Source organism: Salinimicrobium sp. 3283s (assembly GCF_039602225.1).
Classification (GTDB): Bacteria; Bacteroidota; Bacteroidia; order Flavobacteriales; family Flavobacteriaceae; genus Salinimicrobium; species Salinimicrobium profundisediminis.
On sequence record NZ_CP143631.1, the window covers coordinates 2,641,957 to 2,668,508 of the forward strand.

At 36.6% G+C, this 26,552-nt stretch carries 22 protein-coding genes and 2 pseudogenes; 15 read left to right on the top strand and 9 right to left on the bottom strand.

Annotation, left to right across the window (positions count from 1 at the left end; translation table 11 throughout):
- Window positions 1-10 precede the first annotated feature (10 nt).
- The 4 genes from VS868_RS11640 to VS868_RS11655 all read right to left on the bottom strand — a co-directional run bounded on the left by VS868_RS11640 (window position 11) and on the right by VS868_RS11655 (window position 4,606).
- Window positions 11-967: a calcium/sodium antiporter gene (locus tag VS868_RS11640; RefSeq protein ID WP_266067707.1), complete on the bottom strand. Its 957-nt coding sequence runs from the start codon at window positions 965-967 to the stop codon at window positions 11-13.
- An 82-nt stretch (window positions 968-1,049) separates the two neighbouring features.
- Window positions 1,050-1,553: a hypothetical protein gene (locus VS868_RS11645; protein WP_266067706.1), complete on the bottom strand. Its 504-nt coding sequence runs from the start codon at window positions 1,551-1,553 to the stop codon at window positions 1,050-1,052.
- A 101-nt stretch (window positions 1,554-1,654) separates the two neighbouring features.
- Entirely contained in the window at window positions 1,655-2,011 is a 357-nt protein-coding gene (locus VS868_RS11650) for a hypothetical protein (protein ID WP_345597659.1), read from the bottom strand.
- Window positions 2,012-2,485: 474 nt separating this feature from the next.
- The gene (locus VS868_RS11655) at window positions 2,486-4,606 is read right to left on the bottom strand and encodes a helix-turn-helix domain-containing protein (protein WP_345597660.1); all 2,121 of its coding nucleotides are present in this window, start codon (window positions 4,604-4,606) and stop codon (window positions 2,486-2,488) included.
- Window positions 4,607-4,845: 239 nt separating this feature from the next.
- Between VS868_RS11655 and VS868_RS11660 the strand changes: the two genes are divergently transcribed.
- From VS868_RS11660 to VS868_RS11680, 5 genes are all read left to right on the top strand, one after another.
- Window positions 4,846-5,418, top strand: coding sequence for an ankyrin repeat domain-containing protein (locus VS868_RS11660; protein WP_266067703.1), 573 nt, complete (start codon window positions 4,846-4,848; stop codon window positions 5,416-5,418).
- Between the two features lie 22 nt (window positions 5,419-5,440).
- A complete protein-coding gene (locus VS868_RS11665) occupies window positions 5,441-6,568 on the top strand; it encodes an acyltransferase family protein (RefSeq protein ID WP_266067702.1) in 1,128 nt (375 codons plus the stop codon).
- A 350-nt stretch (window positions 6,569-6,918) separates the two neighbouring features.
- Window positions 6,919-7,944: a serine hydrolase domain-containing protein gene (locus VS868_RS11670; RefSeq protein WP_345597664.1), complete on the top strand. Its 1,026-nt coding sequence runs from the start codon at window positions 6,919-6,921 to the stop codon at window positions 7,942-7,944.
- Between the two features lie 70 nt (window positions 7,945-8,014).
- Window positions 8,015-9,001: an NAD(P)-dependent alcohol dehydrogenase gene (locus tag VS868_RS11675; RefSeq protein ID WP_345597666.1), complete on the top strand. Its 987-nt coding sequence runs from the start codon at window positions 8,015-8,017 to the stop codon at window positions 8,999-9,001.
- Between the two features lie 103 nt (window positions 9,002-9,104).
- A complete protein-coding gene (locus tag VS868_RS11680) occupies window positions 9,105-10,538 on the top strand; it encodes an amidohydrolase family protein (protein ID WP_345597668.1) in 1,434 nt (477 codons plus the stop codon).
- Between the two features lie 145 nt (window positions 10,539-10,683).
- Here VS868_RS11680 and VS868_RS11685 read toward each other — a convergent pair whose 3' ends face one another.
- Complete coding sequence (locus tag VS868_RS11685) at window positions 10,684-11,265, bottom strand: phage integrase SAM-like domain-containing protein (protein ID WP_345599832.1); 582 nt, start codon at window positions 11,263-11,265, stop codon at window positions 10,684-10,686.
- Window positions 11,266-11,821: 556 nt separating this feature from the next.
- Between VS868_RS11685 and VS868_RS11690 the strand changes: the two genes are divergently transcribed.
- Window positions 11,822-13,087 (top strand): phage integrase SAM-like domain-containing protein, encoded by a 1,266-nt coding sequence (locus tag VS868_RS11690; RefSeq protein WP_345597670.1) that lies wholly within the window; start codon window positions 11,822-11,824, stop codon window positions 13,085-13,087.
- Window positions 13,088-13,211: 124 nt separating this feature from the next.
- Here VS868_RS11690 and VS868_RS11695 read toward each other — a convergent pair whose 3' ends face one another.
- Together VS868_RS11695 and VS868_RS11700 are read right to left on the bottom strand one after the other, a co-directional pair.
- Entirely contained in the window at window positions 13,212-13,913 is a 702-nt protein-coding gene (locus VS868_RS11695) for a hypothetical protein (protein WP_345597672.1), read from the bottom strand.
- Between the two features lie 54 nt (window positions 13,914-13,967).
- Entirely contained in the window at window positions 13,968-15,023 is a 1,056-nt protein-coding gene (locus VS868_RS11700; protein WP_345597674.1) for an FKBP-type peptidyl-prolyl cis-trans isomerase, read from the bottom strand.
- A 319-nt stretch (window positions 15,024-15,342) separates the two neighbouring features.
- Here VS868_RS11700 and VS868_RS11705 point away from each other — a divergent pair, with 319 nt between their 5' ends.
- The 9 genes and pseudogenes from VS868_RS11705 (at window position 15,343) to VS868_RS11745 (ending at window position 23,439) form a co-directional block, all read left to right on the top strand.
- Window positions 15,343-15,600, top strand: coding sequence for a hypothetical protein (locus VS868_RS11705; RefSeq protein WP_345597676.1), 258 nt, complete (start codon window positions 15,343-15,345; stop codon window positions 15,598-15,600).
- Between the two features lie 7 nt (window positions 15,601-15,607).
- Window positions 15,608-17,566 (top strand): annotated as a pseudogene (locus VS868_RS11710) (DEAD/DEAH box helicase); the annotation flags it as partial.
- A 72-nt stretch (window positions 17,567-17,638) separates the two neighbouring features.
- Window positions 17,639-18,217: pseudogene (locus tag VS868_RS11715) on the top strand (helicase-related protein); the annotation flags it as partial.
- 1,627 nt (window positions 18,218-19,844) lie between these two features.
- The gene (locus VS868_RS11720; protein ID WP_345597678.1) at window positions 19,845-20,402 is read left to right on the top strand and encodes a hypothetical protein; all 558 of its coding nucleotides are present in this window, start codon (window positions 19,845-19,847) and stop codon (window positions 20,400-20,402) included.
- Window positions 20,403-20,413: 11 nt separating this feature from the next.
- Window positions 20,414-20,899, top strand: coding sequence for a hypothetical protein (locus VS868_RS11725; protein ID WP_345597680.1), 486 nt, complete (start codon window positions 20,414-20,416; stop codon window positions 20,897-20,899).
- A gap of 9 nt (window positions 20,900-20,908) precedes the next feature.
- Window positions 20,909-21,511 carry a tetratricopeptide repeat protein gene (locus VS868_RS11730; protein WP_345597681.1) on the top strand — a complete coding sequence of 201 codons (603 nt, stop codon included), beginning with the start codon at window positions 20,909-20,911 and terminating at the stop codon, window positions 21,509-21,511.
- Between the two features lie 88 nt (window positions 21,512-21,599).
- A complete protein-coding gene (locus tag VS868_RS11735) occupies window positions 21,600-22,163 on the top strand; it encodes a hypothetical protein (protein ID WP_345597683.1) in 564 nt (187 codons plus the stop codon).
- A gap of 113 nt (window positions 22,164-22,276) precedes the next feature.
- A complete protein-coding gene (locus tag VS868_RS11740) occupies window positions 22,277-22,660 on the top strand; it encodes a hypothetical protein (protein WP_345597685.1) in 384 nt (127 codons plus the stop codon).
- On the top strand, window positions 22,660-23,439 hold the full coding sequence (locus VS868_RS11745) for an endonuclease/exonuclease/phosphatase family protein (protein ID WP_345597687.1): 780 nt from the start codon (window positions 22,660-22,662) through the stop codon (window positions 23,437-23,439). The genes VS868_RS11740 and VS868_RS11745 overlap by 1 nt, the downstream gene beginning before the upstream one ends.
- 483 nt (window positions 23,440-23,922) lie before the next feature.
- Here VS868_RS11745 and istB read toward each other — a convergent pair whose 3' ends face one another.
- Together istB and istA are read right to left on the bottom strand one after the other, a co-directional pair.
- A complete protein-coding gene (gene istB, locus VS868_RS11750) occupies window positions 23,923-24,660 on the bottom strand; it encodes an IS21-like element helper ATPase IstB (RefSeq protein ID WP_345597689.1) in 738 nt (245 codons plus the stop codon).
- A 19-nt stretch (window positions 24,661-24,679) separates the two neighbouring features.
- On the bottom strand, window positions 24,680-26,233 hold the full coding sequence (gene istA / locus VS868_RS11755; RefSeq protein WP_345597691.1) for an IS21 family transposase: 1,554 nt from the start codon (window positions 26,231-26,233) through the stop codon (window positions 24,680-24,682).
- Window positions 26,234-26,552 lie beyond the last annotated feature (319 nt).

The following is a 26,552-nucleotide window of genomic DNA, read 5'->3' on the forward strand; positions in this document are numbered from 1 at the left end:
TGCTAAAGATCTACAGCTCGTTAAGTACCAGGTAAGTAGTGTAGGCGAGGTACAACAGCAGCAAAACCCCGGCTTCCCATCTTTCGAGTTTTCTTTTACCGCCCAGGAACATGAACAGGAACAGCAGAATAGTACCGCCAAACAGCAGGTAAAGATCTGTGTTGAAAACTATATCGTACCCAATAGGTTTAACCAGGGCACTTAAGCCTAAAATGAAGAAAATATTAAAGATGTTTGAACCCACGATGTTCCCTACAGCTATATCATTATTCTTTTTAAAGGCTGCAATTACTGAAGTGGCGAGTTCGGGTAAAGAAGTTCCGGCAGCAACTATGGTGATCCCGATTATCTTTTCACTCACTCCCAGGCTTGAGGCGATATCCATGGCATTTTCTACTACAAGTCTTCCTCCAATAATAAGCCCCGCAAGTCCAAGAGCAATAAAACCAAAGATCCTGGTATTGGAGATCTCTTTTACCGCTGCAGGTGAAGTTGAAGGTACATCCTTTAACTGGGTATATACATAGTAAAGGAAGGCCAGAAAGAACAGGATGAGGATAAAAGCATCGCCTCTTCCTAAAATTCCTTCAGTATCCAAAAAGAAGTTATTGACCAGGAAATAAAGGACGACTGCAGCCAAAAGCGAAATTGGGATCTCTTTCCAAACTGTGGTCTGTTGTACCAGCAATGGGGAAATGAGTCCTGCTACCCCAAGTATAAAAAAGAGGTTGAAGTTGTTGCTTCCTATCACATTGCCAAACACAATATCATCATGACCCTGATACGCTGCAACCACGTTCACCACAAGTTCGGGTGCCGAGGTGCCAAAAGCAACAATGGTGAGGCCTACGGCAAGATCAGAAACATTTTTTTTGCGGGCAAAGGCAGAAGAGTTTTCCACAAGCCAGTCGGCGCCTTTGATCAGTAACAGAAGTCCGGCAATCAATAATAAAAACTGTAGTATCATTAATATTTAAAATTAAGTTAGCTCCTAAAAGTTAGCAAAAAGAGAAGAGAACCTTCTCAAAAGTTCTCTTCTCCTGAATGCGTTATGCAGCAGAATTAATTGTTGGACGAAAGACGACGATCGAATTAATGATTGCATTCCATTTCTCCGCATTTTTTAGTTCATAGTCCTGCGCGTAACTTTCTTCACAGTCGTAGAGGCCTAAAATCTGTTCACAGCCATTATGAAATTGTAATCTCAGTTCAAGCTTTTGTAGGATATCTTCTGTCCGTTGGTCGACTTTTACGGTCTGCACATGTTTAAGAACTTCAGATTTTGTGACTTCCCTGAGATTTATAATTTCTGCCAATATTCCTGATTTCCTTTTTTGAACGAACAGGATTTTAGCACTTTTTCTATCCAGCCCCATGATGTTGTTATTCCATAGAGTTTTTTCGTCGAAGCTTAACTGATGTCTTTTCGCCTCTTCGGAAAATTTATCCTTTAGTTTTTTTACTTCCTTTCTTCCAATCAATATAAATAGGAGGTAAGGGACAAAAATTGCTGCCACAAGGGCAAGATCTACAATGATGATATCTAGTTTCATTTTCTTTATTTTTTAAAATTCAGGTATTGATTTAGAGTGTCTGCCGGTTGGTAACACTGTAAAGGTGGAAGGTTTCCTTCCGTAAAACTGAAGCTTAAATTTTAAAGAAAAACATGGAAAGGAAAAATGACCTTTTTGAGACCCAGTCCCGGAAAAATATAGCGGGAGCGTTTAATATAACTTAGGGAGGTTACAGTGTGATTGTGAATGCGGGCATCAAAATCTTCAGCAACTCCAAACCCTACAATTACAAAAACCGGGTTCTTATGGTTTGGCAGGATTGACTCAAAAAGATCGTCTACCTGTTCTTCAAAAGAGTCTTCTAAAACTTCCTGCGGAATGTTTTTTTCCTCCGGAATAAGATCTTCCCAATTGGCAGAAAAAAGGCTGTTACTACTACTTAAAAGCAGCAGGAGCAGGAAAATCCTATGGTTGACGATAAACAGGGTTTTGATCATTTTCACGATCAAATGTACTATTTAGTTCTGTTAAAAAAACATCAGATAAATAAAATATAACGACAGATGAAGAGGATTTCATATTTCTGTAAAGAGAGGGTGAAATGACCTGTTCAGAAGGAAAGAAGAATATAAGTTATTCCGGATTGTAGTTGTAGATGGGGATATAGTGGAAAATAAAAAATCCCAACAGCTTTATAATGAGCTTGTTGGGATTTTTATTTAGTGACCTCGATATAAAGCTCCCGGACCACTTGATTATTACTCCGGAAGGCAAGTACTTTTCATTTGCTGATGAAGGACTCTTATAAAAACCGAATATTAAAAAAGCCGGAAATGATCCGGCTTTTTCTGTGTAGGAAATTTTTGACGGCTCCAGATGGTCATATCCTTGAGTTATAATAGAATAATTTTACTTCGTTCACTGCTGTAGAGATGTCAGGATGAATTTCATTATATTTTCTATACTGGGAATTATAATAACCCCCCACTTTCAAGAGCTAAACTCATTCTTTCATGTTCCCTCCAAAACCTCCTTTTGATCTTTTCCACGGTTATTTTAAACTCCGGATTATTTTTTAAGTTCTTAAATAAGGGATCCTGTTCGATCATGAGAAACCAATAAGGATAATTGTCAGTACCCGAAAATATTTTAAGCTGCTCTATTGCCTCTTCCTTTTTCCCTTCATAAGCAAATTTCACAGCAAGATTTGCATTTCTGTAAACCGACTGATCCTTTTCACAATATTCTGAAAAGGATTTAAAATATTTTTTTGCTTCTTTTTTTTGCCCCACCTTCTCATATACCATTGCGATTTTAGCATCTTCCTGCTTATAAATATCCAGTCCTCTCTTTTCTCTACCCTCAACAAATTTTTGAAAATAATAATAAGCACTATCATAATCTTCTTTCAAATAAAACATTTTGGCTAGATCCTGTAAAATATCCAGACGGGTGGTATCCTTTTTCCATTCCCTGTTCAAGAGTTTTTGAGTGCGGTTCACATTTCCGTCTTTAGCAAAAAGGATAAATGCCTTTAAGTGAGGTGCATAATAATTTGTTGGGTTGTAATCAAGGGACATATTTGTATATTTTAAGGCTTCATCTATGAATCCGCTTGAAACAAGAGCGTTACTAAGCTGCACATACGCATAGCTTTTAGTGACGGAATCATTACCCATCGCGTCTATCTGAGTGCCCCTTAAGGCATATTCCAGGTATTTCTCAGTATTTGGAGTTAACCGAAAATAGAAGTCAGCAAGCATCTGGATGGCAAGGGAGGAATTTGGGTTATACTCCAATGCTTTTTCAAGATATGGAAGTGCTAGGGTATATTCCCCGGTTTGAATGTAATAAAAGGCTTTTGCCGTTAGACTCTCAGCCGATTTAGAATCATACAGCAAAGCTTTGTCGGAGTAACTATTGATTTCTTCGGTATACTGTTTCTCGGTTTGAAACATTTCGAGCAGGTAGTAAGATATTGCAACATTAGCATAAGCAAGGGCAAACTCCTGATCTTCATCTATAGCCTTTTTAAAAAGATCAATTGCTTCTTCAAGACCTTCCCTTGTCCTGGATAAAAAAGGATCCAGCCCCTGAAGGTAATAATCATATGCCAGCATGTTTTCTGTAGGCTGCTTTTGGATCTGCCTGAGTTCGGCCGGGGTAACAATTGCTTTAACAGATTTGGCAATTTTGGTCGCTACTTCGTTTTGAATGGCAAATATATCTACAACTTCGCGGTTATATTGCTCTGCCCAAAGATGTTTGTCCCCGGAAGCATCAATGAGCTGAATATTTAGTAAAACCTGATCCCCAACTTTTTGCCCGCTTCCTTCAACCAGATAGCTCACATTAAGTTCCTGGGCTATTTCGGGAATTGTCTTGACACTGTTCCTGTATTTTTCAACAGAAGATCTACTAAGTACCCGCAGGTTTTTGATCTTTTGCAGATTGTTCAATGTAGATTCCATCAGCCCGTTAACAAAGTACAGGTTTGAAGAATCACTGCTCTCATTCTTGAATGGCAAAACTGCAATAGATTTTTCTGGCTGCAAGTTTAGCTCTTGCTCCAGGGGCCGGTCATAAAAAATCAGGAAGGAAATACCTGCAACTACTAAAGCTGAAATTGCAAGTATCAGAATGGGGTTGGAAAATAACCGGGACTTTCTGGCTGAAGTTTCGAAAGCTTCCTCCACTTGTTCTTCGGGTTTCGGTGTTCCCGCTTCTTGTTTTCCTGCTTCTTGTTTTCTTGCTTCTTGTTTTCCTGCTTCTCCGGGTGGATAGCCATATTGTTCCCTAAAACACTTGATAAAATATGAGGAACTGCCAAAACCAACTTTATACGAAATCTCCGAAACCGTCAGGGAGGTGTCCTTCAGCATATCCATAGCCATTTCTAGCCGTACCTTACGAATGAACTGACTTGCAGATAAATTTGTAGCAGACTTTATTTTTCTTAGCAAATTAGAGCGGCTTATATGTAATTCTTCCGCCAGTTCAGAGACTCCAAAACGCTCGTTAGAAACATTCTTTACGATCATTTCGGTTGCCTTGTCAAGAAAATCTACTCTGTCTGTTTTATTAGCTGACATTGCATTAAATAACAGGATTAAATTAATGAAAAAATATCTAACCTCCTTTTCGCTTTATTTCTTCACAAGGGTACACCTTAAACCCGAATTGCCTCATAATTTATACTTCTGCATCATAATTTATATCTCTCTTTTAAAACTTTATGCATTTAGCCTCAACCCTGGTATATCTTCCAAGAGGTATGTAAGCATCTTTGTACCAAACAAAATTTAATAATCAAAATCTAAAATTTTAAATTATGAAAGCAATCAAAGTAAATGTGGTAAGAAGTTTATTGAGTCTGGTAATGATAATGGTTCTATTCCCTGCCTGTAGCCAAAACAAGAAGAAGGATACTCAACAATTTGTAGTTGAGAAACCGCAAATGGATATTCATGCCGCAGTTATGTCTAATAGCATTGAAGTGGTTAGGCAACATATTGAAAGCGGAACCGATATCAATACAAAAGATAAGTTTAGCGGTTCCACTCCACTAAACACTGCGGCAGCATTTGGGAAAACCAGAATTGCCAGGGAGCTTATCGATGCTGGTGCCGATCTTTCATTAAAGAACAACGACGGTTCTACTCCCCTGCACACAGCTGCCTTCTTTGGCCGTGTGGAAATTGTACAACTGTTAATAGATGCCCACGCAGATAAGACGTTGCTGAATAATTTTGGTGCCACACCCAGAGAAACCGTGTCGGGACCATTTTCAGAAATTGAACCTGTTTATGAAATGATACAACAACAGATGGCCCCTTTAGGCCTGCAATTGAACATGGAACAAATTCAAAAAAATCGCCCTGTTATTGCCATGATGTTACAGTAATTACGCTTTAATCTAAAGAAAAATGAAAACACAAAGAAGGTACGATATAGACTGGTTGCGGGTGATTGCGATAGGACTGCTTTTAATCTATCATATTGCGATTGTTTTTCAGCCCTGGGCAATGTTCATTGGTTTTATAAGAAGTGATGAATTGATGGAAAGCTTATGGAAGCCCATGAGTATGCTTAACATATGGCGTATTCCGTTATTGTTTTATGTTTCTGGTATGGGAGTGTATTTTGCAGTGCAGAAACGCAACTGGAAAGAACTTTTACTGGAGCGGAGTAAACGAATTCTTTTACCCTATATTTTTGGAGTTATTGCTATTGTTCCATTGCATTTTCTCATTTTTCAGAAGTACTATCATCTTCCTCTGGGATACTATGCCCATCAGGGTCATTTATGGTTTCTTGCCAATATTTTCGTTTATATACTCATTTTTTTTCCGTTGTTTTTTTATCTGAAGAAAATAAGGGACAGCAGGTTTGTAAGAAAAATTTCTTCCTGGATGAGGTATCCGGCAGGGCCACTTTCCGTAACCATATTTTTTGCGCTGGAAGTTCTTTTAGTAAAGCCACAGGTATTTGAAATGTACGCGGAGACCTGGCACGGCTTCTTTCTTGGAATGATTGCCTTCTTTTTTGGTTTCTTTTTCGTATTCATTGGAGAAACCTTCTGGCAAACCGTGCTTAAGTGGAAATGGCTATATCTGGGTCTTGCCCTCACTCTTTGCTTAGGCCGTTTTACTCTATTCAATTTAGTGCCCCCAGCCTATTTATTGACCCTGGAATCTAATTGCTGGATCTTTGCCATTTTTGGGCTTGGATTTAAATATCTCAACAAGCCCGGTCACACATTAACATACCTTAGCCGGGCAGCTTATCCCGTTTATATCATTCACATGTTCGTGTTGTATGCGGCTTCAATGATCATCCTGCCGTTTGATATCCCGGTCTTCCTGAAATTTGTCACCATAGTCGCATTTACAGGAATAGGCTGCTTTGTTATTTACGAATTTGGGATTAGAAGGATTTATTTTCTTAGTCCGTTTTTTGGACTTAAATGGAAATCTAAAGCGGGCAGGAATTTAGGAATTGATAAAAAAATTAAAAAGAAAGAAATTTTAGAAATCCCGGTAAGGAACTCATAAAGAAGACTAAGTAATGGAATATCAACAAAGTGAAATAACAAAAAAATGGGGTTATAATGTCATATTTTATGTAATGCTGCTCATTGTTACGACCGGCTCTACGTTGCTTGGTCTTGGGAAATTATTTGAAAAAAAACCTGGTCTGGGACACTAATTGGATTGGGAGTAGGAATGATAGTTACGGCGACCATATTAGTTAAATTTATAGGCTGTTAATAGAAAGAAGAATTAAGCATTGAGAAACAAAAAATCATTGAAGATTCAGTGTGCGGAAACCCTGTTTCTAATCAATCAAAAAAAAATGATTTACCGTTAAACAGGATATTATGAAATCACAAAAATTAAAAAACATGTTTAGAATATTATTAATTATTGCAAGTATCTCCTCATTATACTTTGTCCCATGGATAGTAATTAAGGCTTGGATTATGCCATTGCCCGATACAGTTCAGGAACAGGTTGATGATGCAATTGGATACGGGTTTGACGGCATGATCGTCTATGTAGATCAAAATGGAGAAAAACCTGCCTATTATGCTGCAGGCTACAAAAACAGGGAAAACAAAATTCCTGCCGATCCTCAGTCACTGTTCAAAATTGCCAGTGTAAGTAAATTATATACTGCTGTGGCTATTGCAAAATTAGCTAACAATGGAAGTCTGGCTTTGGACAATACTCTTGCTGATTATTTTCCTGAACTTGTGGGAAGGGTAGAGAATGCCGATAAAATTACCGTGCGAATGATGGTGCAGCATCGAAGTGGTATTTCCAATTATACCGACACCAAGAATTACTGGGTTCATCCAAAAAAAAGTGAAAATGAACAGTTGGCTTTAGTTCTTGATCAACCCGCAGACTTTGAGCCGGGGAAAAATTATAAATACAGTAATACAAATTATTTACTCCTGAGTAAACTTATAGAAAAAGTAACAGGTGAGAACCAGTTTCAGTATATCCACGAGGTGATTTTAGATCCTCTTGACCTCAAAAATACTTATGGATCTATCGAAGATGTAAATTTGGATGATGTCATGAGTGGGTACTATGTGGGCTACGAATATGATTTAAAAGCAGACAATAATGATGCAATGCTTGCTACAGCAGAGGATTTGGGAAAGTTTATTAGAGCTTTAAATGATGGCTCTGTATTTAAGAATAAAAGAGAGCAGGAAATTTATTCTTCAATCTATGAATATGAACATACAGGCCTTATCCCTGGATATCAAACAATTGCTAAATATCATAAAGACATAGACACAGTTGTTATTCAATTTACGAATACCACCAATTTTGACGGATATAACTGGAATTTATCAGAGATTTTTTATAGCCGAATTGTAAAAATTCTAAGAAAGAAGGTAAAACATCCAAAATAAAACAACCCAATAAAGAGAATCAATTTTGAATTCTTGATCCTTTGTTTTCTTTGATCTTAAACAGCAACTCATGAGTGATAAAAAAATGAAAGCAATAGTAGCAACAGGATATGGCTCCCCCGATGTCTTTCAATTTCAGGAAGTCAAAACCCCGAAGCCTAAAAAGGATGAAGTGCTGATTAAAATTATAAATTCATCAGCTACAACTGCTGACACTTTGATGCGCCAGGGGAAACCCAGTTTCGCCAGGTTGTTTTTGGGATTAAGAAAGCCAAAAAACTCCATTCCTGGTACAGGCTTTAGTGGAACGGTGGAGCAGGTCGGTTTAAAAGTAACAAAGTTTTGTCAGGGAGACCGCGTGTTTGGGGAAACTACTTTGGGGTTTGGGGCTAATGCAGAATATCTTACAATTTCTGAAAATGCTGTGATATTAAAAATGCCTGTTTCATTAGATTTTACTGAAGCAGCGTGTTTTTGTGACGGTCATTTAACCTCCTTTAATTTCCTAGTAGAGCTTGCAAAGCTGAAACCTGGCCAAAAAGTTTTAATAAACGGAGCTTCAGGAGCACTCGGCACTTCAGCAGTTCAATTTGCATACCAGAAAAATTGTCATGTTACAGCCGTTTGCAGTGCTAAAAATTTCACTTTGGTCAAGTCTCTAGGAGCAGAAAAACTGATCGATTACAACCATGAAGATTTCACTAACAGTAATAAAACATATGATATAATATTTGATACAGTAGGGAAGTCTTCTTTTAGAAAGTGCAGAAAGATCCTTTCTGAAAAAGGAGTTTACATCTCGCCGGTGTTGAGAATATTTCTTTTACTCAACATGATGAGGACAACTTTATCTTCTAAGAAGGCTATCTTTCAGGCAACAGGAACCAAAAGCAATGATAAACTTCGGGATTTATTAAGTGAAATTCTAAAAGTTTACAATGCTGGAAAACTTCAAACAATAATTGACAAACAGTTTCCTTTAGAAGAATTATCAGAAGCCCATCGCTTTATTGAAAAAGGGCATAAAAGAGGCAATGTTGTTATTTCAAACACCTAATAAAATTAGAGTGAAAAATATCGTAAAATAACCCATAGATCTACAGCCAAATTTATTATGGCTTAAATTGTAATAAAGTATTTTCTGACGTAATTATTTAAGAATGAAATTCTTTAAAAAAACTTTGGTTTCGCTTCTCACGATTATTGCCCTTTGTGTTGTTATCCTTTTATCGGCCATTATAATAGATAACAGGAATATTTCATACCTGAAAATTAACAATAATCCAGGTACTGAATTTAATAGTTACCTCATTAAAAATGTTAACGTTATTCCTATGACGGCCGATACTATACTGACTAACAAGGACGTAAAAATTATCGACGGGAAGATTGCAAAAATCGGGATGAATTTAAAAGATCCCAGCCTTGACTATATTGACGGAAAGGCTAAATTTCTAATGCCCGGGCTAACCGACATGCATGTGCATGTGTGGGACAGATATGAGCTGGGACTTTATCTTTCAAAAGGCGTTACAACTGTCCGAAATCTCTGGGGGCAGCCCATGCACCTTCGAATGAAAAAAGACATTATAGAAAATAAAATTCTTGCTCCAAATTTCTACACTTCAGGCCCCAAATTGACAGGCCCTGAATATGTAGGCGATGACAACCTCCAAATTTTTACTCCGGAAGAAGGTCGGGAAATGGTAGTTGCTTGTAAAGCTAAAGGATATGATTTTATTAAAATATACAATGGACTAACACCAGAAATATTTGATGCAATTATTGACGAGAGCAGGAGACAAAACATCGATATAGTGGCTCATCCCAGCGAAAAATTACCTTATGCATCCCATTTTACAAACCCTGTTAAGACCATTGAACATGCTGAAGATATTGTGCAACAACCCTTAAAATATAAATTAGATACCGTGAAACTTCAAGAGGTAGTAAATTTATACGCCTCAAATTCAAATTCAGCATTATGTCCTACATTGGCTGTATATCGTAATATTTATCATTTCCTCAGGGAAAAGGATATTATGTCCAGTAATGAACTGGATTATATGAATCCTTTGATAAGAATGGTAGATAGTAAAGCCCAATATGACAGGTGGAGTGCTGAAAAACTCAAGAATCCAGAAATATCTGAAGCAATTGAAGCTCAGCATAATTTCCATCTTTTGGCAATTAGGAAGTTAGCTGAAGTAGGGGTGAACATTGTCTGCGGAACAGATGCAGGTATTGGAATTACCTTACCTGGTTTTTCTATTCATCAAGAATTGGAATTGTACAAATTGGCTGGCCTAAGCAATTATGATGTTTTAAAGACTGCTACAATAAATCCCTCCAAAACACATGCATTCTTGAAAAATACAGGGAGTATAGAAATAGGAAAAGAAGCAAATCTAATCCTGTTAGATGATAATCCATTTGTTAACCTTAATTCATTGCAAAATATACGCATGCTTTTTATCAAAGGAAGAAAAATTGAGAAAAGAACACTGGATAATTTTGAAGACAAAGCGAAAAACCGTAATAATAAGATTGTTTCAGGCTTACGCTATGCTGAATTCCTATTAAAAAAATATTAGCTGTTGTTTACTGCCGTTATAAAATTTGAATGGCGCTGGTAATGGATAATAATTGATTTCTTTGGTTGTTTATTATCTTAAAATTTTAGTGGATTTGACTCTCACAATTTAAATAGAGATGAAGAACTTCCTAAAATATTAATTGTTATAGTTTCTCTAATCTTTCTAGTTCGTTTTGTGTAAGGAAATCTCTTTCTTCCTTGATTATTTTAGGTTTGAATTTTACAAATGGATCTTTTGTAATCCACTCCATATGGAAGGCCATGGTTACCATCTTTCTCAATCTCTGAATATGTTTCATGATGGTGTTGTTGCCAATTTGTGGTTGATAATGTTTCGGCTTATAGGAGCGCAAAAAGCTTTCGAAACCAATTATAAAACCGTAATCAAGATTTTTAAGTAGGTAGTCCTTAGATTTATACTCTTTGTGAACATACTCCATAATATAGTTTTGACTCGTCTTGAAGTGGCGCATAGTAGCAGGATTCAGAACGTGTTGCATCTTTTCATTATGATATGCTATTAATTCCTTTATTGAGGTGTGATGCTCATCTTTTCCTAAAAAACGAGATTTTACGGATGTAGCGCTAACTGACTCATTGTTGGCTTGGGGGTCCATGTAAGACTGAAAAATTTGCGTCCTTGTTTGTTCGATGAACCGATTTATCTGGATGGAACCTGGATCTTTGGATTTTAATCGTCCTTTGTTTTTATCCCATTTTTTAATGTCAACTTTTGTTCTTGATCCATATTAACTCTTTTACGGTTGACGAAAATTCGGGCGTAAATTTCTGCCATATTGTCTTTGGCTCTGGAGGAGTTAATCCAGAACAGGATAGAAAATGTCTGTTTTGAAGTCATAGTTGTTCGTCTTAAAGGTGAATAATCAGTAAAGACGAAAGTCAAATCAACTATATAAGAAAGTTAATGATTTTAACAAAGCGGTCAACAAATTTCTAAAACTATTTTTGTTGACCGATTTGTTGACCTCACAATTCAATATTAATCAATATTTTTTAACATTAATTAACATCCTAAAAAATAAAAAACCCTGTAAATCAGTGAATTACAGGGTTTGTTGAAGTAGATATAGTGACCTCGACAGGACTACTTTTAGTTGATACTCTCTTAATCTCTCTTAATATTTTTTTTACCTAAATCCCTTTGTTAACGCAGCTTTTAAGCTGTTTTTAAAGGATGATGTTCATAAAAAATCAAAGCTGAATAACGATAAATTCAAAAAAGGGCGGTACATTGGGCGGTACAAAATCAACTCTAAAAAAATGGGATCGGTCAAAGTCAAACTACGTCAAGGAACAGGAACTACACAAAATATCTACATTCATTTCAATTATGGCCGAAAGAAGCAGTACCGATATGCAACCGGATTGAGTATAAAGAAAGCTGCACATTGGGATGAACAAAATAATGCAGTAAAGAACATATTAGCAGAACCGGATAGTAGTAATATTAATGCAGACCTGGCTGAGCTTCTAACTTTTTCCCGGCAATTATTAAGAGATTTAGAAAAAGAAGATATTCCGATTGACAACAGGATACTTAAGCAGCGAATCAACCAGTGGAAGGATAAAACTGGCGAAAAGAAAGAGGTTGCTTATTTAACTGATCACTATAAATGGTTTACCAATTACTATAAAAGTAAACCCCGGCCAAGCACCGGGAAACCTCTAGCAAAAAGCACCTTAAAACCATACAATAACACCCTTAGAATTCTGGAGGATTATGAGGAACACATCGGCGGCAGATTAGCTTTTCAGCATATTAACCTGACTTTCCATTCCGAATTTATCCAATGGCTACAGGACAAAGGATATACCGATAATTACATTGGAACCCAAATAAAGAACATTAAGACGGTCATGCATGATGCTTTTGAAAGAGGACTTCACAAGAGTCTGGACTATCAAAAATCAGCCTTTACCAAACCCAAAGAGGAGGTAAACCATATTTACCTTACAATGGATGAAATAAAAAGCATCAAGGAAATTAATTACTCAAAGCGCCCACATTTAGATATTGCCCGGGATCTTTTTGTCATAGCTGCAGTAACTGGTTTAAGAGTATCCGATTACAAAAGCCTTTCAACTTCAAACATCAAAGCTTTTAGAGGTATCAGCTATTTGGAAATTAAAACACAGAAGACAGGTAAAATAGTGCACATACCCCTTCATCCATTTATAAAAGACATTCTGAAAAAGCGGGACGGGCAGTTCCCTAAGATGATTCCGGAGCAAAAGATAAACGAAGCACTAAAAAGCATTGGCAAGAAAGCCAAACTCAATGAGGAAATTACTATTGAGCGTACTGAAGGTGGAATTCGCACCAAAACTGCATTTAAAAAACATCAACTCTTAACCAATCACACCGCCAGACGAAGCTTTTGTACCAATGCATATAAAGCTGATATGCCTGTAATCGATATAATGGCTATTAGTGGGCATAGCTCTGAAAAGGTTTTTTACAATTATATAAAAGCTTCGCCCCTGGAAAGACTGGAGAAAATATCTGGTCATGCATTTTTTAACTAGATAGGCAAAAACAAACCAAGATCTCCATACAATCCTCCCGGCTTTTTTACTGGTGCGGTTGTATCCGAACGATTTCAATAAACAGGTTAAACTACGTCTGGTATTTACCCCAGGTTTCCTTATCCTAAATTCCTTTATACGCGGATAACAGCCCCATTCGGTAGAATTTGTTATAGTTAGTTTTATGTTCGATTATTGGGTTTAAACTATAGCCATTATCATTTTTAAAATAAGCTCCAAAAGCACCTTGAACTCCGTAATCATCATCCAAAAAACATTGTGGAAATCCTTCCATCGAAAATAGCAGATCAATATTAAGTCCGTTGGAATTTAGAGATTTATCAAACTGCATAGCGTGTAAATGTGGAAATGGTCCTATTTGATCAATTACAGACTGGGGAAGTCCTTTTGTTTTAAGTCGGTACATTTCTTTTACTGTCTCAATGGTTTCTCTTGAAAATGCTGCTATAATTCCGCTTTCTCGAATATTCATAAATTTAACCTTGAGGACATTCTTAGGAACAGTCCCGCTCCACGAGTTGTAGTCCTCTTGAAACTCATTTAATACTGTAACTACTAATTTTCCGGAACTAAAAAATCCACCTTTTTCAAATTCATAAAAGCCGACTGGCTTAAAATACATCCCGCTATTGTCTCTGCAAAGTAGTTCTAAATTTATGTTTCCGTATTTGGTTTTAAGTAGGCGGAAAGACAGGTCTTGACTATCAATAGGAGTTTTTTCGGCACCAGATTTAAATTGCGCCTTCGCTTTTTTTAAAGTGTCATATTCAAACAGTACACTTACGATTCCTTGGGTTGTTTTCATTTTTTATCTGCTCATTAAAAATTTGAGGCGCTCAATTATTGCCAGCTCATTATTTTAGTATAGTTGATCCTCACAATTCGCTGTATCTAATGTATAACTTTCATCAGTTCTATTAGGATGGTCTACTGTAGCAGTTCCCTCGTTAATCCTTATTTTAAAGGCCACTTCATAATCTTCACCTTCTTGGCTCCACCGGCCAGATGCCTCAATGAAATCGTCTTCAACATATTTGCCGGTAAATGTTCCACCCCAGGTACCTCTTTCCACTGGGGGTTCCCAAATGTAATAACCTTCCACTCTTTTATTTGGAAGATTCCTAAAAAGAAGTGTGGGAGTGCCGCTCAAGTAACCATTTTCAAAAAATTCCTTTTTAAAACAAAAATCCCAAGGACGACTTCCAAATAGTATAAGATCATCTTTATCTAAGATCTCAACCACATAAACTAAGTCTGTGTTTGGAGGTACCAAATTATTTCCTTTTTTACCATATGCTTCGTCAGCAGGTACAAATACATATGATCTATCACCTACATTCATGTAATCCAAAGCTTTTATTACACCTGGAACTAAAGTACTTGACTTTCCTGTTACCACCTCCAAGGGTTCATAAAATCGATTTGCCTCATAAAGACCTTCTCTTTCAGCAACGTAATCGATGTTGGTTTCAAAGACTTTTCCGTCGTAAAAATGTGCTGAATAACCTATTGATATTTTATCTCCCACCTTGACAGGAGTTTCTCCTTTTTCCCAAGGAGAGGTGTATATCTTTATTCCATCTTCAATAGTAATGGCCTCTGACTCTGAACTCCCCCAATAGGATGATTTTTTTTCATCCTTGTATTTTTCTAAAATTTCTGACTGCATCCGATCTAAGTCGCTCTGTGGATTAATTTCATCCAATTGGTTGTTCACATCGTTTATGGCCTTATCTGGATTATCAAATGTATCCTTCATATAATCCCATGCCTGGTCGAGCTGTTCATCTGTAGGCCAATCTCCAAATATGTATTGAGAAATCTGATAATTCAGGTATGCGAATCCTAAGAAGAAAATACCTTTTAAAACATTTTTCATGTATGATGAGTATATGGATCTGCTAATATATATCATTTTTTGATTTTTTTAACACACCCTGTTAAATTCTAGGCAACTATTGAGCATCACATATAGAGTATATCCTTAGTTATAGTTTAGAAATTTTATTATTAACTAATTAAGATTAACATTATATTAGCAGTAGATTTTTCTGCTCACCTTCCCTACACGCAGGAAAAACTTTTGTTTAGAATCAAATGCCTCCATTCAATTATTTGAAATCGGAATTACATCCGACTCAACTTTAAACTGGTGGAGAGCTGTACCACTCTATAATTTTTTAAACATTTTATTTCTGGGTAAATCAAAAATCTTTATTAAACATTAAATTTAAATGAATTCAAGTACGAGTAAATTTTGTCTTATTGCAATAACAATTGGCATATGGGCAATTGTTCTTCAAAATGCTGGCGTTATTTCTACACAGCAGGATGTTTATGTAAATGGTGGATCTCTAAATGCGGATGTATCTGGCTCAGTTCAGATAGATGAAACTATAGATGTAAATATTCACGAAATAAACGGCCATCGTAATGCTTTTTATGAGGATCACGATGGTGATTACATGGTACTTCCTGTAGTAAACCGATAAAAATCAAATGGAAGTAAAACAGTTACAAGCTGGTTATTTTTTTGATTGTGTCCGGGAATGTCTGGAATCCAAATTCCCTTTTGAAGAAGTAGAAGGATTACTGAATCAACTTTCCTTTTTTGACCTAATTTATGTTTCGTCTAAGAAGTTTCCTTCTCTTCCTGAAAATCCTATTTTTTCAGTTGCTCATAATTTAATATCCCGGGGATTGCCTACACGATCATCTTTATCGGTAGAAGAGAGAATTGTAAAAGATTTAGGTTTTTATAATCCCGATCATGAAGCCTTAGAAATCGGATCTATCAAAAACCTTTTAAGGATAAAAGAGGAAGAGATCAGAGAAATTTTTAGATCTCTGCATATAGTTGATCCTGGTTTGGAATTGAGTCGAATAAATAAAAATGAAATAAAGGCATGGGAAAATCTTGGAAGTTCTTTTGAAGAAGATTTTTTATACGAAAAGCTCCCGAAGAGTACCTCTCCTTATTTGGTCCAACTCCTAGAGCCACAGAGGGAGTTAGAAAACCTACTGAGATATTCAACTACAACTAAAGACGAGGTGGAAAAATACCTCAATGGTTCAATAGAGCTATTTAATGAACAAAATTTAGACTTTACACTTGAGTTCCCTTATAAAGTGGACGGACGAAGAGGATTTATAATAGAAATAGACGGTAGTCAGCATGAAGAGGAGCAGCAAAAAAAGATTGATACTAACAGAGACAGTGCTACCGAAAAAGCTAAATGGGGTAGAGCTTATCGGATCAAGACAAGAGACTGGAATTCTATAGACTCTCAGTTAAGTGGAATCTATTCTTCTTGGAATAATTCTTCCTTTTTCAAATATCTTAAAGAGAATTTTGAAGAGCCAGTTTATCAAACTTTTATTGGTAAGAAGCTTTGCAGGTTGTCTCTTACTCCCTTTGCAATTGCAAGAATTCAGAAAACTATTATTCAACTAATATTAGGTAACAATCTCGACCTTTCAGCGGGGGAATGGAACATAGCCATTCTCGAAAGAGACATACCGTGCGCTCAATTAGCCTTTGAGGATCTGTCCAATTTATTAGAAGCCCTAAGTGCCTTAAAAGGTGAAAAAATCAACCTTCCAAAAATAAATTTATCAGTAGAATCAAATGACCGATTTGTTCTTCCGGGAGAGGAATCTTTAGTAATAGAAAGAGGATTGGAGTATGATTTATTAATTGATATTTCAATACTACAAAGAAGCCATTTAACTTCAACTCCACAAGATATAAATGCCAAAACGAAAGTTTTAGTGCGGTCTGCACATTCCGCTAAAACTAGGCGCTCTTTTAAAACAGCGGCATTAATCAGGTACAAAAAATTAGGTATTAAAAACAATTCCACTAATGAATTCGTTGTTGATTCTACCCAGCTTGAAGTCCTGGAAAAATTTGTTCAGGATATTTTTCGAAAAAAATCTTTTAGACCAGGACAATTAGAAATAATGAATCGAGCACTTTCTGGTAAAAGTGTTATCGGTCTTCTTCCAACAGGCTCAGGTAAATCACTTACTTACCAGCTCACGGTACTTTTGCAGCCCGGAATTTCTCTTGTTATTGATCCAATCAAATCTTTAATGAAAGATCAATATGAAGGGTTGCTAAAAAACGGTATTGACGGTGCAGTTTTCATTAATTCTTCCCTTAATCAGAAGGAGAGGAATCTGGCTCTTGAAAAAATTAAAGCTGCACAAACCCTCTTTGCATTTGTTTCACCCGAAAGACTACAGGATAACGGGTTTAGAAATGATCTTTTAGAAACTAGTAATGTAAATGAAAACTTTTTCAGCTATTGTGTAATTGACGAAGCTCATTGTGTTTCTGAATGGGGCCATGATTTCAGAACCTCATATTTAAGAATGGGGGATAACGCCCGTAATTATTGTTTAACTAAAACAGAAAGGCCAATCCCATTCTTTGCTTTAACAGCTACTGCATCCTACGACGTTTTGGCTGATATTCAAAGAGAGCTCAAGATCCCTGAGGAAGAGGCTGTGGTTCGACTTGAAGATATGGATAGGCCAGAAATTCAATTCAAAATCATAGAAGTAACGGCAGATATTGATGAAAATTTAGGACTTGACTGGGATAATAAAAAAGCTCTAGGTGAAGCTAAAAAAAATGCTCTAATTAACCAGCTTAAAGTAATTCCTAAACATTATGAAAAATTCTGTAAAGATGAGGATGTAATAGAAAAGGCAAGGAAAGCTTTTGATGGTAAGGATATTCGATTGAGACATCTTAGTAATGAAAACTTTTATCTTCAAAAAGGAAGGCAGAGCAACGCAGGTCTGATTTTTTGTCCCCATCGCAAATGGCATTTTGGGGTAATCGATAATGCCAACATTATTAATGAAAAACTCCCTATTTTAAAAACAGGAACTTTCTTTGGAAGTGATGGAGCAAAAAACCGAGATGTTCAAAATGAGGATAGTCAAAATCGTTTTGTTAATCATGAATTAGATCTTCTCATTGCGACCAAGGCTTTCGGTATGGGGATAGATAAGCCAAACATCAGGTATGTCATCCATAATAATTATCCTAGTTCAATTGAGAGCTATTATCAGGAAGCTGGAAGAGCTGGAAGGGATCGAAAATTAGCATTAGGATTAATTTTGTTTAACAATCAGAAAATTAAATCTTCTGAAAAAATAGAAAGCGTAACAGAGGACGGAGAAATATCAGAAACTTTAGAAACCAGTTTCACTTCAATTGATAAAGATATTCTTGAAAGTTTTCACCGTAACAACTTTAAGGGAATTGCCAAGGAAAAAAATCTTTTAGCCGAGTTGCTAACAGAAATAAAATTTCCATCCCACAAGATTTTAAATTCTGTTGAGGACCAAATACTTGAGCAATTTGCTATTAATATCCGACTCAACCCAGTTATCCGTCCTAATGGAAGAAAAATACTTTATTTAAATCCAGATTTGGGGAGTATTTATTTGGACAGGGCTGAACTACCTTATTATCCTAAAGATAATAATCCATTAGCTCAGGAAATTGCCCTTTACATCAAAGAATTAATAAACACCAACAAACCTCTCGAAATTGATAGCTTCGCTTGGCTCTCACAACACACACCAGCAGAAACACAACCTGGAATTGAGAAACTATTAGAAAACTCAAAAACTAAAAACGATTTTCAAATAATTGTTCCGTTTACCAACAATGGAATAGAGGCAATAGCTAATTTCTTGTGCTCCAATGGATTTACATTTACTGATCGAATGGTGTTGGAGGCGCAGAAATTTTGTCTGGATAAAAGTGAATTTGTTCTGAAACTGGAAAAAGAATATTCAAAAGAATTCAATAATAAAATTGAAATACCAGAATATCTAAAACCTCGAATTCACGATCTTTTCCATAAAATAAGAAAAGAAGAAGATACTTACAAAGCTATTTACAGGCTTTCAATAATAGGAATAGTAGACGATTACACGGTTGATTACAATTCAAAAACAATTGTCTTACATATAACAAAAAAACCAAAAGGACATTACACCCAGAAGTTAAAAGAATATCTACTACAGTACAATAGTCCTGAAAAGACTGATGAAAAACTAAAGAGATTACCTTTTTTTAAAGGAAAGTCGGAGATTCAGAAGTGCTTAGGATTCTTAATAAAATTTGTCTACGAGGAGACGGCAGTCCGAAGAAAAGCATCAATAGATGCCATGGAGCAGGCTTGCATTATAGGTTTAGAAAAGGACGGTAGCAAAAAATTCAAGGAATTCATTAACCTATATATGAATTCAAAATATGCTCGACCACAATATTTACCTGCCGATACAGATAAAGGTCTTAAGGCTGATTTCGACATCGTTTTGAAATACATGGATCTGGTAAGGACAGAAGTTGGTGAAATTAATAACTTTAAACACCTTCGTGGAGCAACAGCTCTTTTACTAGTCCAGCGTCCTGATAACTACGTTTTCCTTTTGTTGAACGCATTCTCAGTTCTCATTCTAGAGAAAGAGAACATTAATTTTATCTCGAAAGCTCAAGAATACTTTGTTCAAAGCTTTGAGCTTATTTTCAATTCTCCTAATGAAAATATTCAGTCCGTAACTGCTAAAATTAAACTTTTCAAAGAAAGGCTTTACAGGTACGACTGGAAAGCTATAGAACATATCGAGGATGTAGAAAGTGCATTATTTTTAAAATTACATACTGGATGGATCCAGGATTTCAATAAGAAACATACAATAGATAATTATGCTAGACCAAGAGATCAACGCCCAATTAGGGCTACTTGAAGAGGAATTAAATAAGCTCAAAAAAGTTACCGATTACCTGGATGGAGTAAAAGATAATTCAGTAAATATTATTTCAGAACTTGGAAATATTCAGCAGAACTATACTGTATATACAGATAAAATTTTTAAGCTCTATAAACAGCAGATCACCGACCTCAAAGCGTCAACAGAGACACAAATAAATGAGGGGGTGTATAAATTTGAGACAACAGGAAACAAAATTGACACTACAAATCGGCAGAAGCTTACGGAAACAAAAAGGCTCCTAGATCAACACAAAGAAATTTCTGAGGCTACAGATGGTCTTGTGACAAAAATTTCTCAAATAGATTTTCCTGCACGACTTTCAAAAATTGATTCTATGATCAATAATATGGATTCAAATTCAAGTGAAAATCATAAGATGTTAATGAAAAAACTAGAGCTGCAGGAAAAGGAAATAAAATTGCACAAAACATTATTATATGTGATATGTGGTTTGATTATCATTGGAGCTGTAACTGGTATTATAATTTAAACAACTGAAAAATGATGAATTGGTTCAAGAATTTATTTAAAAATAAAGGACAAAAAACAAGAACAAAACCACAACCACGGACTGCTTCAGTACCAAAGGCAAATTTGGATTCAAGTATGAAAAATGTGGTTTTAAATTCCTCCATGCAGTTTAGATTTGAAAAGGGTGACATGACTGATGATAGTCCAATGGAAGCGACAAGAGACGTGTATGCAACTAAGGATGTAGAAAATCCTGGTGTATACCACGTTTCAATTAAAAATCCAGAAGATGATACATATGTAATGGCACCAAAAGCGATGAAAATTGCTAAAAATGAGGGTGTGAAAATTACTTTAGAAGGTTTACCTGAAAATGATCCTGACAATAGGTGGAATTCCGATTTTAGTGATTATGGTATTCAATTTAGTATGAATGCAAGATCTACTTTTACCGGTCAACCAGGCGTGGCTAATCTCCTATTAAAGGATCGGGACGTTTTAATCACTTATCAATAAATTAAAAGTATGAATACAGTTTTTGAAAAAGCTTTTCAAAGAAAAAGATCTAAAAGCGTAGACAAATTATCGAATTTATGGGGGCTTATTAAGGCGGGAGGTGATTGGAAAAAATCTGCCTATAAAGCAAATCTTCTTGAGGATATTAAAAAATTTCAAGAAGCCATTGCAGAATACATAAATGCTATAGATAAGGCAGGCGAAGATCAAACTGTTTATGCTTTATATCATCAAATTGGTTATTGTTATCTTAATTTAGGAAACGATAAAAAGGCGTCCCAATTTTATACTTACGCAATCGATTTGAAGTCAGAAGTTCAGGGGCAAGATTTGGAAGGTTTGGATAATGGAGTTCTTTTAGGAGTTCCTTTTAAGCGGATGTATAACAATCGAGCAAATGCGTTAATGAACCAAGGTAATTTAAATGAGGCTCTTACAGACTGTCAAGCTTCATTATCTTACGATAAAACTTATTCTAATCCTTACCTGCTATTAGCCCAAATTTATTCTAAAGCTGGTAATGAAAGTGAAGCCATTAAGAATATGAAGATTTCAGCTCAATTAGGAAACAAGTCAGCAAAATCTTATTTAGTGTCAGCTGGAATATTTTAATACTTCCGAAGTTTTTCTGAGCAATTCAACCCAGATCACTTTGACTCATTTTTTTGATCAATAACTTAAAACATTTATATAAAAAGTAGTGACACCAGAAAATCAGAAAAAGCTTTACAGGCGGGAAATAGAAGAAGCTATAGAAACACTGAAAAACCTTCGGAAAGACATCTTTTATAATGTTCCCAAGTTATCGTGGTGGCTTCTGCATTATGAGGAACTTTATCACTATGCTTTCGACAATCGCCATAATGGCTCATGCTTTGAAGGAATGGGCTGTTCCTGTTCATGGAATAATCCTGAAAGCCGGTTCAGTGATATATACTCAGCCCTGAAAGAGATTGTAGATCTTTACCACTATGAAAAATATTTCAAAAGTGAATTAGAGACACTGAAAAATATTCGGAATGATTATCCGGCCCTGATGCAGTGGCTCAAAAAAAATGAAAAACAGGGCTCAGAAGATTTTTTACTGTTTTGGATTGAAGAATGGCATAATCCCGAGGAAGCTTCTGTCAATCCCATTATTCTAAACTGGAGTGATTTAGAAATAAAATTTAATGCTGAAGAATGGAAGTATACAATTGAATTTCTAGAAGAATTTAATGCAATTTACTGGACTTCTGATGCCTGTCCACCAATTAGTATTTAAGAGTAATAATACAACAGAACCTTATTTTAATGTGTCAGAGCAACTCCAACCTCCATTTCTGCACCTGTGCCTCAATCAAGAAAATTCCGTTGCCCACTGGAAGGAACGCAACAGTGGACATAGCTGATTACGAGAAGATTCATTACATCTGGACCCTCTATAAATATCTGGGAGAAAAAGATGATATGATGATGGGAGAAATAGTTATGCCAGTCGAAAGTCTTGGTGGGGAAATGACGTCTGAATATCTGCTTCAGCAACTCAATTCCCAAAACCGATTTGATTTTGAATATTCACCTTATGAAGGGGATAACCTGGAAGTCAGAAAAGAATATGTTTATAAAAGTCTCAGCGGACAACAACGCCCGGATCTTTATGATTACATGTCGTGCATCTACCGGAATGGCAAATGGGAACAAGATTACTACGATTTCTTCACCGATAAAACACGGCAAATTAAAAAAGGAAAAGTTGAATTTAGAGGTGAGCAAGAATAATGAAACCAACTAAAAACCAGAAGTATCGAATAGCAACCTGGAATCTCGACCGGCCCCGGAGTAATTCAAAAGCCAATGGGATCAAAGCAAAGCTTAACGATATTGCTGCAGACATCTTCGTCCTAACAGAGACTTCGGAGCTTATAAATCTTCACCCGGAATATCAAGCTGTCAAATCACAAGAATTTGAGTTATACAAGGATCAACCATGGATCACCATCTGGTCCCGGTGGAAAGTTGTAGAAGAAATAGAGACTTTTAATCAATTCCGGACTGCCTGTTGCTTGGTTGAAGCTCCTTTTGGCCCTATCATTATCTACGGGACAATCATACCTTACCATATGGCCGGAGTGAGCGGTAACCGATATCCTGAAAAGGGAAAAAAAATGTGGCAGTTGCATACGGAGGACATTCTCGATCAATCGGAAGATTGGAAAAACATAATGGCAAATTATCCTAGCATTCCTTTTCTCGTGGCCGGAGATTTTAACCAAACCCGGGACGGACTGCCAAAAGGTTACGGTACTATTCAGGGGAGAAAACTTCTGACGCAGAAATTGTCCGACAATAAATTATGTTGTTTGACAGAAAAAGATTTTTACGATTCCGGTTTTCTTACGGCCGATTCTAAAGGAAGAAAAAGAAGGAATATTGATCACATCTGCATCTCTAAAAATTTATGTGAAGAAATAAATATCACAGCAGGGGCCTGGAATCAATTTTCAGAAGATGGGTTTGCCTATTCAGATCATAACGGAACCTATGTTGATTTTCTCTAAAAAACCCTATAAAAGCACTTTTTAAAGCTCACGGTTGCAACCGTACGTTGTTTTTGTTAAACATCTGATTGTAAACTTCTTGCATATTAAATTCTGAGTCAATTTAAATATGCCAACGGCTCCAGCAACCGTTCAGCAACGGCTAATGCAACGGCATTTAATTTCACGGTTGCAACGGTTGAGCAACGGCTTCTACTTCTTGATCGAAAGGATATTTTGCTTACTTCACTTAAGAGTCCTTAATTCTAAAAGGTCCTATTCAAGAAGGAGCAACTAGTAACTCTACATCAAAAAATTTTTTCTTCAGAAGGTCCATATATACGTCAAGAGCTAACTGGCTTTTACTTTATTCAATTATATTTGCTCCATTCCCTCCCTACAGGAATGACTAAGTCTCCTGGCTATTTCGGAAGGACCGTGCCACTGATTTCGGTTCAAACAGTGCCACTTTAAAAGATCATGCAATTATATAAAAAATTAATGTTACTCGTTTTTCAGAACTCCTTTTCTTAATGATTCTCCTTTGAGATCTATCCTATGTGAGGAGTTTACTATCCTGTCCAGGATTGCATCAGCAATAGTTCCTTCCCCTATAATATCGTACCATGCAGATACCGGTATTTGAGAGGATAATATGGTAGATGTTTTATTGTATCGGTCATCGATTATATCCATTAAGGTCTCTCTTGCATGATTGTCGAAGGCTTGAAGTCCAAAATCATCAAGGATGAGCAGATCTGCTTTAAGTAGTTTATTTAATTCTTTGAGATAGGTTCCATCAATTTTACTGAGTTTTAACTTCTTAAATAGACGGGCAGTGTTTGAGTAGATGGTTTTATATTCCATCATGCAGGCCTGATGACCTAAGGCCTGTGCTAAATAACTTTTGCCTACTCCGGAGGCACCGGTCAGTATAAGGTTTTCCTTTTTAGCTATAAAATCCAGGGATCCCAGACGAACAAACATGTTCTTGTCGAGGTTACGATTGGAAGAATAGTTCACTTCAGCAAGACTTGCTTTCTGCCTAAAGTTTGCCTGTTTAAAAAGACGATCTATCTTCCGGTTCTGGCGATCCTCCCACTCATGGTCTGTGAGTAGTGCCAGATATTCATCGGCAGTGATATCGTTTAATTGGTTGTTCTTTACATGCTGAAGGTGTAGCTGAGCCATAGCCCCCAGTCGCATTTGTTTTAATTTTTCAATAGTCTGATTGTTATTCATATTTCTGGATTAAAATGATTTATTGATAAGCAGCGGCACCTCTGATGTTTTGATGGGATGGGATATGAGTTTTATCTTCTTCAAGATCCTGATAAAAAAGAGAGCTTTGGTCAAGGTTGTTCTTTAGGATATTCTTGATACGCATATAAGAAGTCGCATCTGCCTGTAAAGCTCTTTTACAAGCATTATCAAGTCTTTTAGAACCGTAAGACTTATGGAGCTGGATAAGGCCCATCACCCGCTTATAGCCTGTTTCAGGATACTCACTGTCAGCAAGTATCTTTTCTACACAATTCACTACGTGAGCTCCGTGAGGAGCGGCTTTGTTTTTAAAGTATTCAGGACTCCAGGAGGTATAACCTTTATGGGTGCTACTTAAATGATCTGTATTTGTATTGTAGCTTCCTTTACTTGGATTTCGATGATGCAGGGCTATTCGAACGTGATTGTAATAAACCTCGACCACAGTTTTGGTATAATGGATCAGGGTCTTTTTACCGATGTAGCGGTAGGGAACACTGTAGTAGCTTTTATCTGGAGAGAAGTATACATATCCCATCTTTTGCACCTTTGCCCGTTTATAGTCTTTGATTTCATAGGCAGATGTTGGCAGGGGTTTTAAGTACTCACGTTCTACTGATTGAAACAGTTCTCTACGGCTGGCTTCCTTTCGCTGGAACAGTAGATTATTATAGCCAACAAGTAAGCGCTTTATCTCCCGGTTTAGATCCTGTAAAGAGAAGAAGGTCATCTCCCGCAGGGGATAGTAAATACGCTGATAAACAAGATGCACTGCATTCTCCACCAGAGCTTTATCCTGCGGTGCATAACTGCGGGTGGGATTGATCACACAGTTATAATGGCGAGCAAAATCTTTAAAGCTCCGATTGATCTCCGGCTCATATTTGCTGGCTCTGGTCACTGCAGATTTTAAGTTGTCTGAGACTATGGCTTTTGGAACACCTCCATAAAACTGTAATGCATTACCACAAGAAGTAATAAGATCCTCCCGTTTTTGGCTTAAGCTAGCCTCTACGTAAGTATACTGGCTGTTGGGAAGAATTGCTATAAATACCTCTACAGGAATGACTTCTCCGGTTTCTTTATTAACGACATGTAATTTTTTACCCGCATAGTCAATGTACATTTCATTACCGGCTTCATGTTCGAGTTTCATGGAACCTTTGACCTTGGCATATTTACGCCGATAATGCTCCATAAACTGCGTATAGCTGTACGGCTGGGAAGCCTGCTGCGCATATTCCTGATAATGGTACAGAAAAGTAAACCCAGGATGATTCCGGGCCTTATTGACCCCCTCAAAATATAGCATCAGTTCATCATGCCGCTCATTATCAATAGTAGTATGTGAAGGAAAAAGCGCACTCAGATGTGCATTGTCAAAGGAAAGTAGTTCTTTAAATGAATAGTCACTGGCCGTGAAAAATTTCATATAGCTGTTGACCGTGTTGCGGGAGATGCCTAGAGTGGTAGCTATCTTACGATTGCTAAAACCATCCAGGCTCAAGGTAATAATTTGTTTTAAGTCCATCGGATCAAGGGTGTTGGCCATATCTTATTACAGTTTTGCAACAAGATATTACTTGATCTTTCAAAGTGGCACAAAACGAACCGATACGACTGGCACAATTTGAGCCGTTATGACTTTCAGTATTGCCAAAAAGTGGCACAATTCAAACCGAAATACCTGGCACTAACCGACCGAAATCACTGGCACAATTCGAACCGAAATAGCCAGCCTCCGTCTAATTCTAAAATTTTATTGGATTTGAAGGAATCACGGTTGCACGATTGCATGATCGTCAAGTTGTTGATTTATAGATCGATCTAACACTTAAGAATGTTTCAGCAACCGGTAGCAACCGTGAATC

What these genes read in the sequence shown, in the direction of transcription:
- VS868_RS11640 (WP_266067707.1), bottom strand. Translation starts at nt 967, where the DNA reads ATGATACTACAGTTTTTATTATTGATTGCCGGACTTCTGTTACTGATC.
- VS868_RS11645 (WP_266067706.1), bottom strand. Translation starts at nt 1,553, where the DNA reads ATGAAACTAGATATCATCATTGTAGATCTTGCCCTTGTGGCAGCAATT.
- VS868_RS11650 (WP_345597659.1), bottom strand. Translation starts at nt 2,011, where the DNA reads ATGATCAAAACCCTGTTTATCGTCAACCATAGGATTTTCCTGCTCCTG.
- VS868_RS11655 (WP_345597660.1), bottom strand. Translation starts at nt 4,606, where the DNA reads ATGTCAGCTAATAAAACAGACAGAGTAGATTTTCTTGACAAGGCAACC.
- VS868_RS11660 (WP_266067703.1), top strand. Translation starts at nt 4,846, where the DNA reads ATGAAAGCAATCAAAGTAAATGTGGTAAGAAGTTTATTGAGTCTGGTA.
- VS868_RS11665 (WP_266067702.1), top strand. Translation starts at nt 5,441, where the DNA reads ATGAAAACACAAAGAAGGTACGATATAGACTGGTTGCGGGTGATTGCG.
- VS868_RS11670 (WP_345597664.1), top strand. Translation starts at nt 6,919, where the DNA reads ATGTTTAGAATATTATTAATTATTGCAAGTATCTCCTCATTATACTTT.
- VS868_RS11675 (WP_345597666.1), top strand. Translation starts at nt 8,015, where the DNA reads ATGAGTGATAAAAAAATGAAAGCAATAGTAGCAACAGGATATGGCTCC.
- VS868_RS11680 (WP_345597668.1), top strand. Translation starts at nt 9,105, where the DNA reads ATGAAATTCTTTAAAAAAACTTTGGTTTCGCTTCTCACGATTATTGCC.
- VS868_RS11690 (WP_345597670.1), top strand. Translation starts at nt 11,822, where the DNA reads ATGGGATCGGTCAAAGTCAAACTACGTCAAGGAACAGGAACTACACAA.
- VS868_RS11695 (WP_345597672.1), bottom strand. Translation starts at nt 13,913, where the DNA reads ATGAAAACAACCCAAGGAATCGTAAGTGTACTGTTTGAATATGACACT.
- VS868_RS11700 (WP_345597674.1), bottom strand. Translation starts at nt 15,023, where the DNA reads ATGATATATATTAGCAGATCCATATACTCATCATACATGAAAAATGTT.
- VS868_RS11705 (WP_345597676.1), top strand. Translation starts at nt 15,343, where the DNA reads ATGAATTCAAGTACGAGTAAATTTTGTCTTATTGCAATAACAATTGGC.
- VS868_RS11720 (WP_345597678.1), top strand. Translation starts at nt 19,845, where the DNA reads ATGCTAGACCAAGAGATCAACGCCCAATTAGGGCTACTTGAAGAGGAA.
- VS868_RS11725 (WP_345597680.1), top strand. Translation starts at nt 20,414, where the DNA reads ATGATGAATTGGTTCAAGAATTTATTTAAAAATAAAGGACAAAAAACA.
- VS868_RS11730 (WP_345597681.1), top strand. Translation starts at nt 20,909, where the DNA reads ATGAATACAGTTTTTGAAAAAGCTTTTCAAAGAAAAAGATCTAAAAGC.
- VS868_RS11745 (WP_345597687.1), top strand. Translation starts at nt 22,660, where the DNA reads ATGAAACCAACTAAAAACCAGAAGTATCGAATAGCAACCTGGAATCTC.
- istB (WP_345597689.1), bottom strand. Translation starts at nt 24,660, where the DNA reads ATGAATAACAATCAGACTATTGAAAAATTAAAACAAATGCGACTGGGG.
- istA (WP_345597691.1), bottom strand. Translation starts at nt 26,233, where the DNA reads ATGGCCAACACCCTTGATCCGATGGACTTAAAACAAATTATTACCTTG.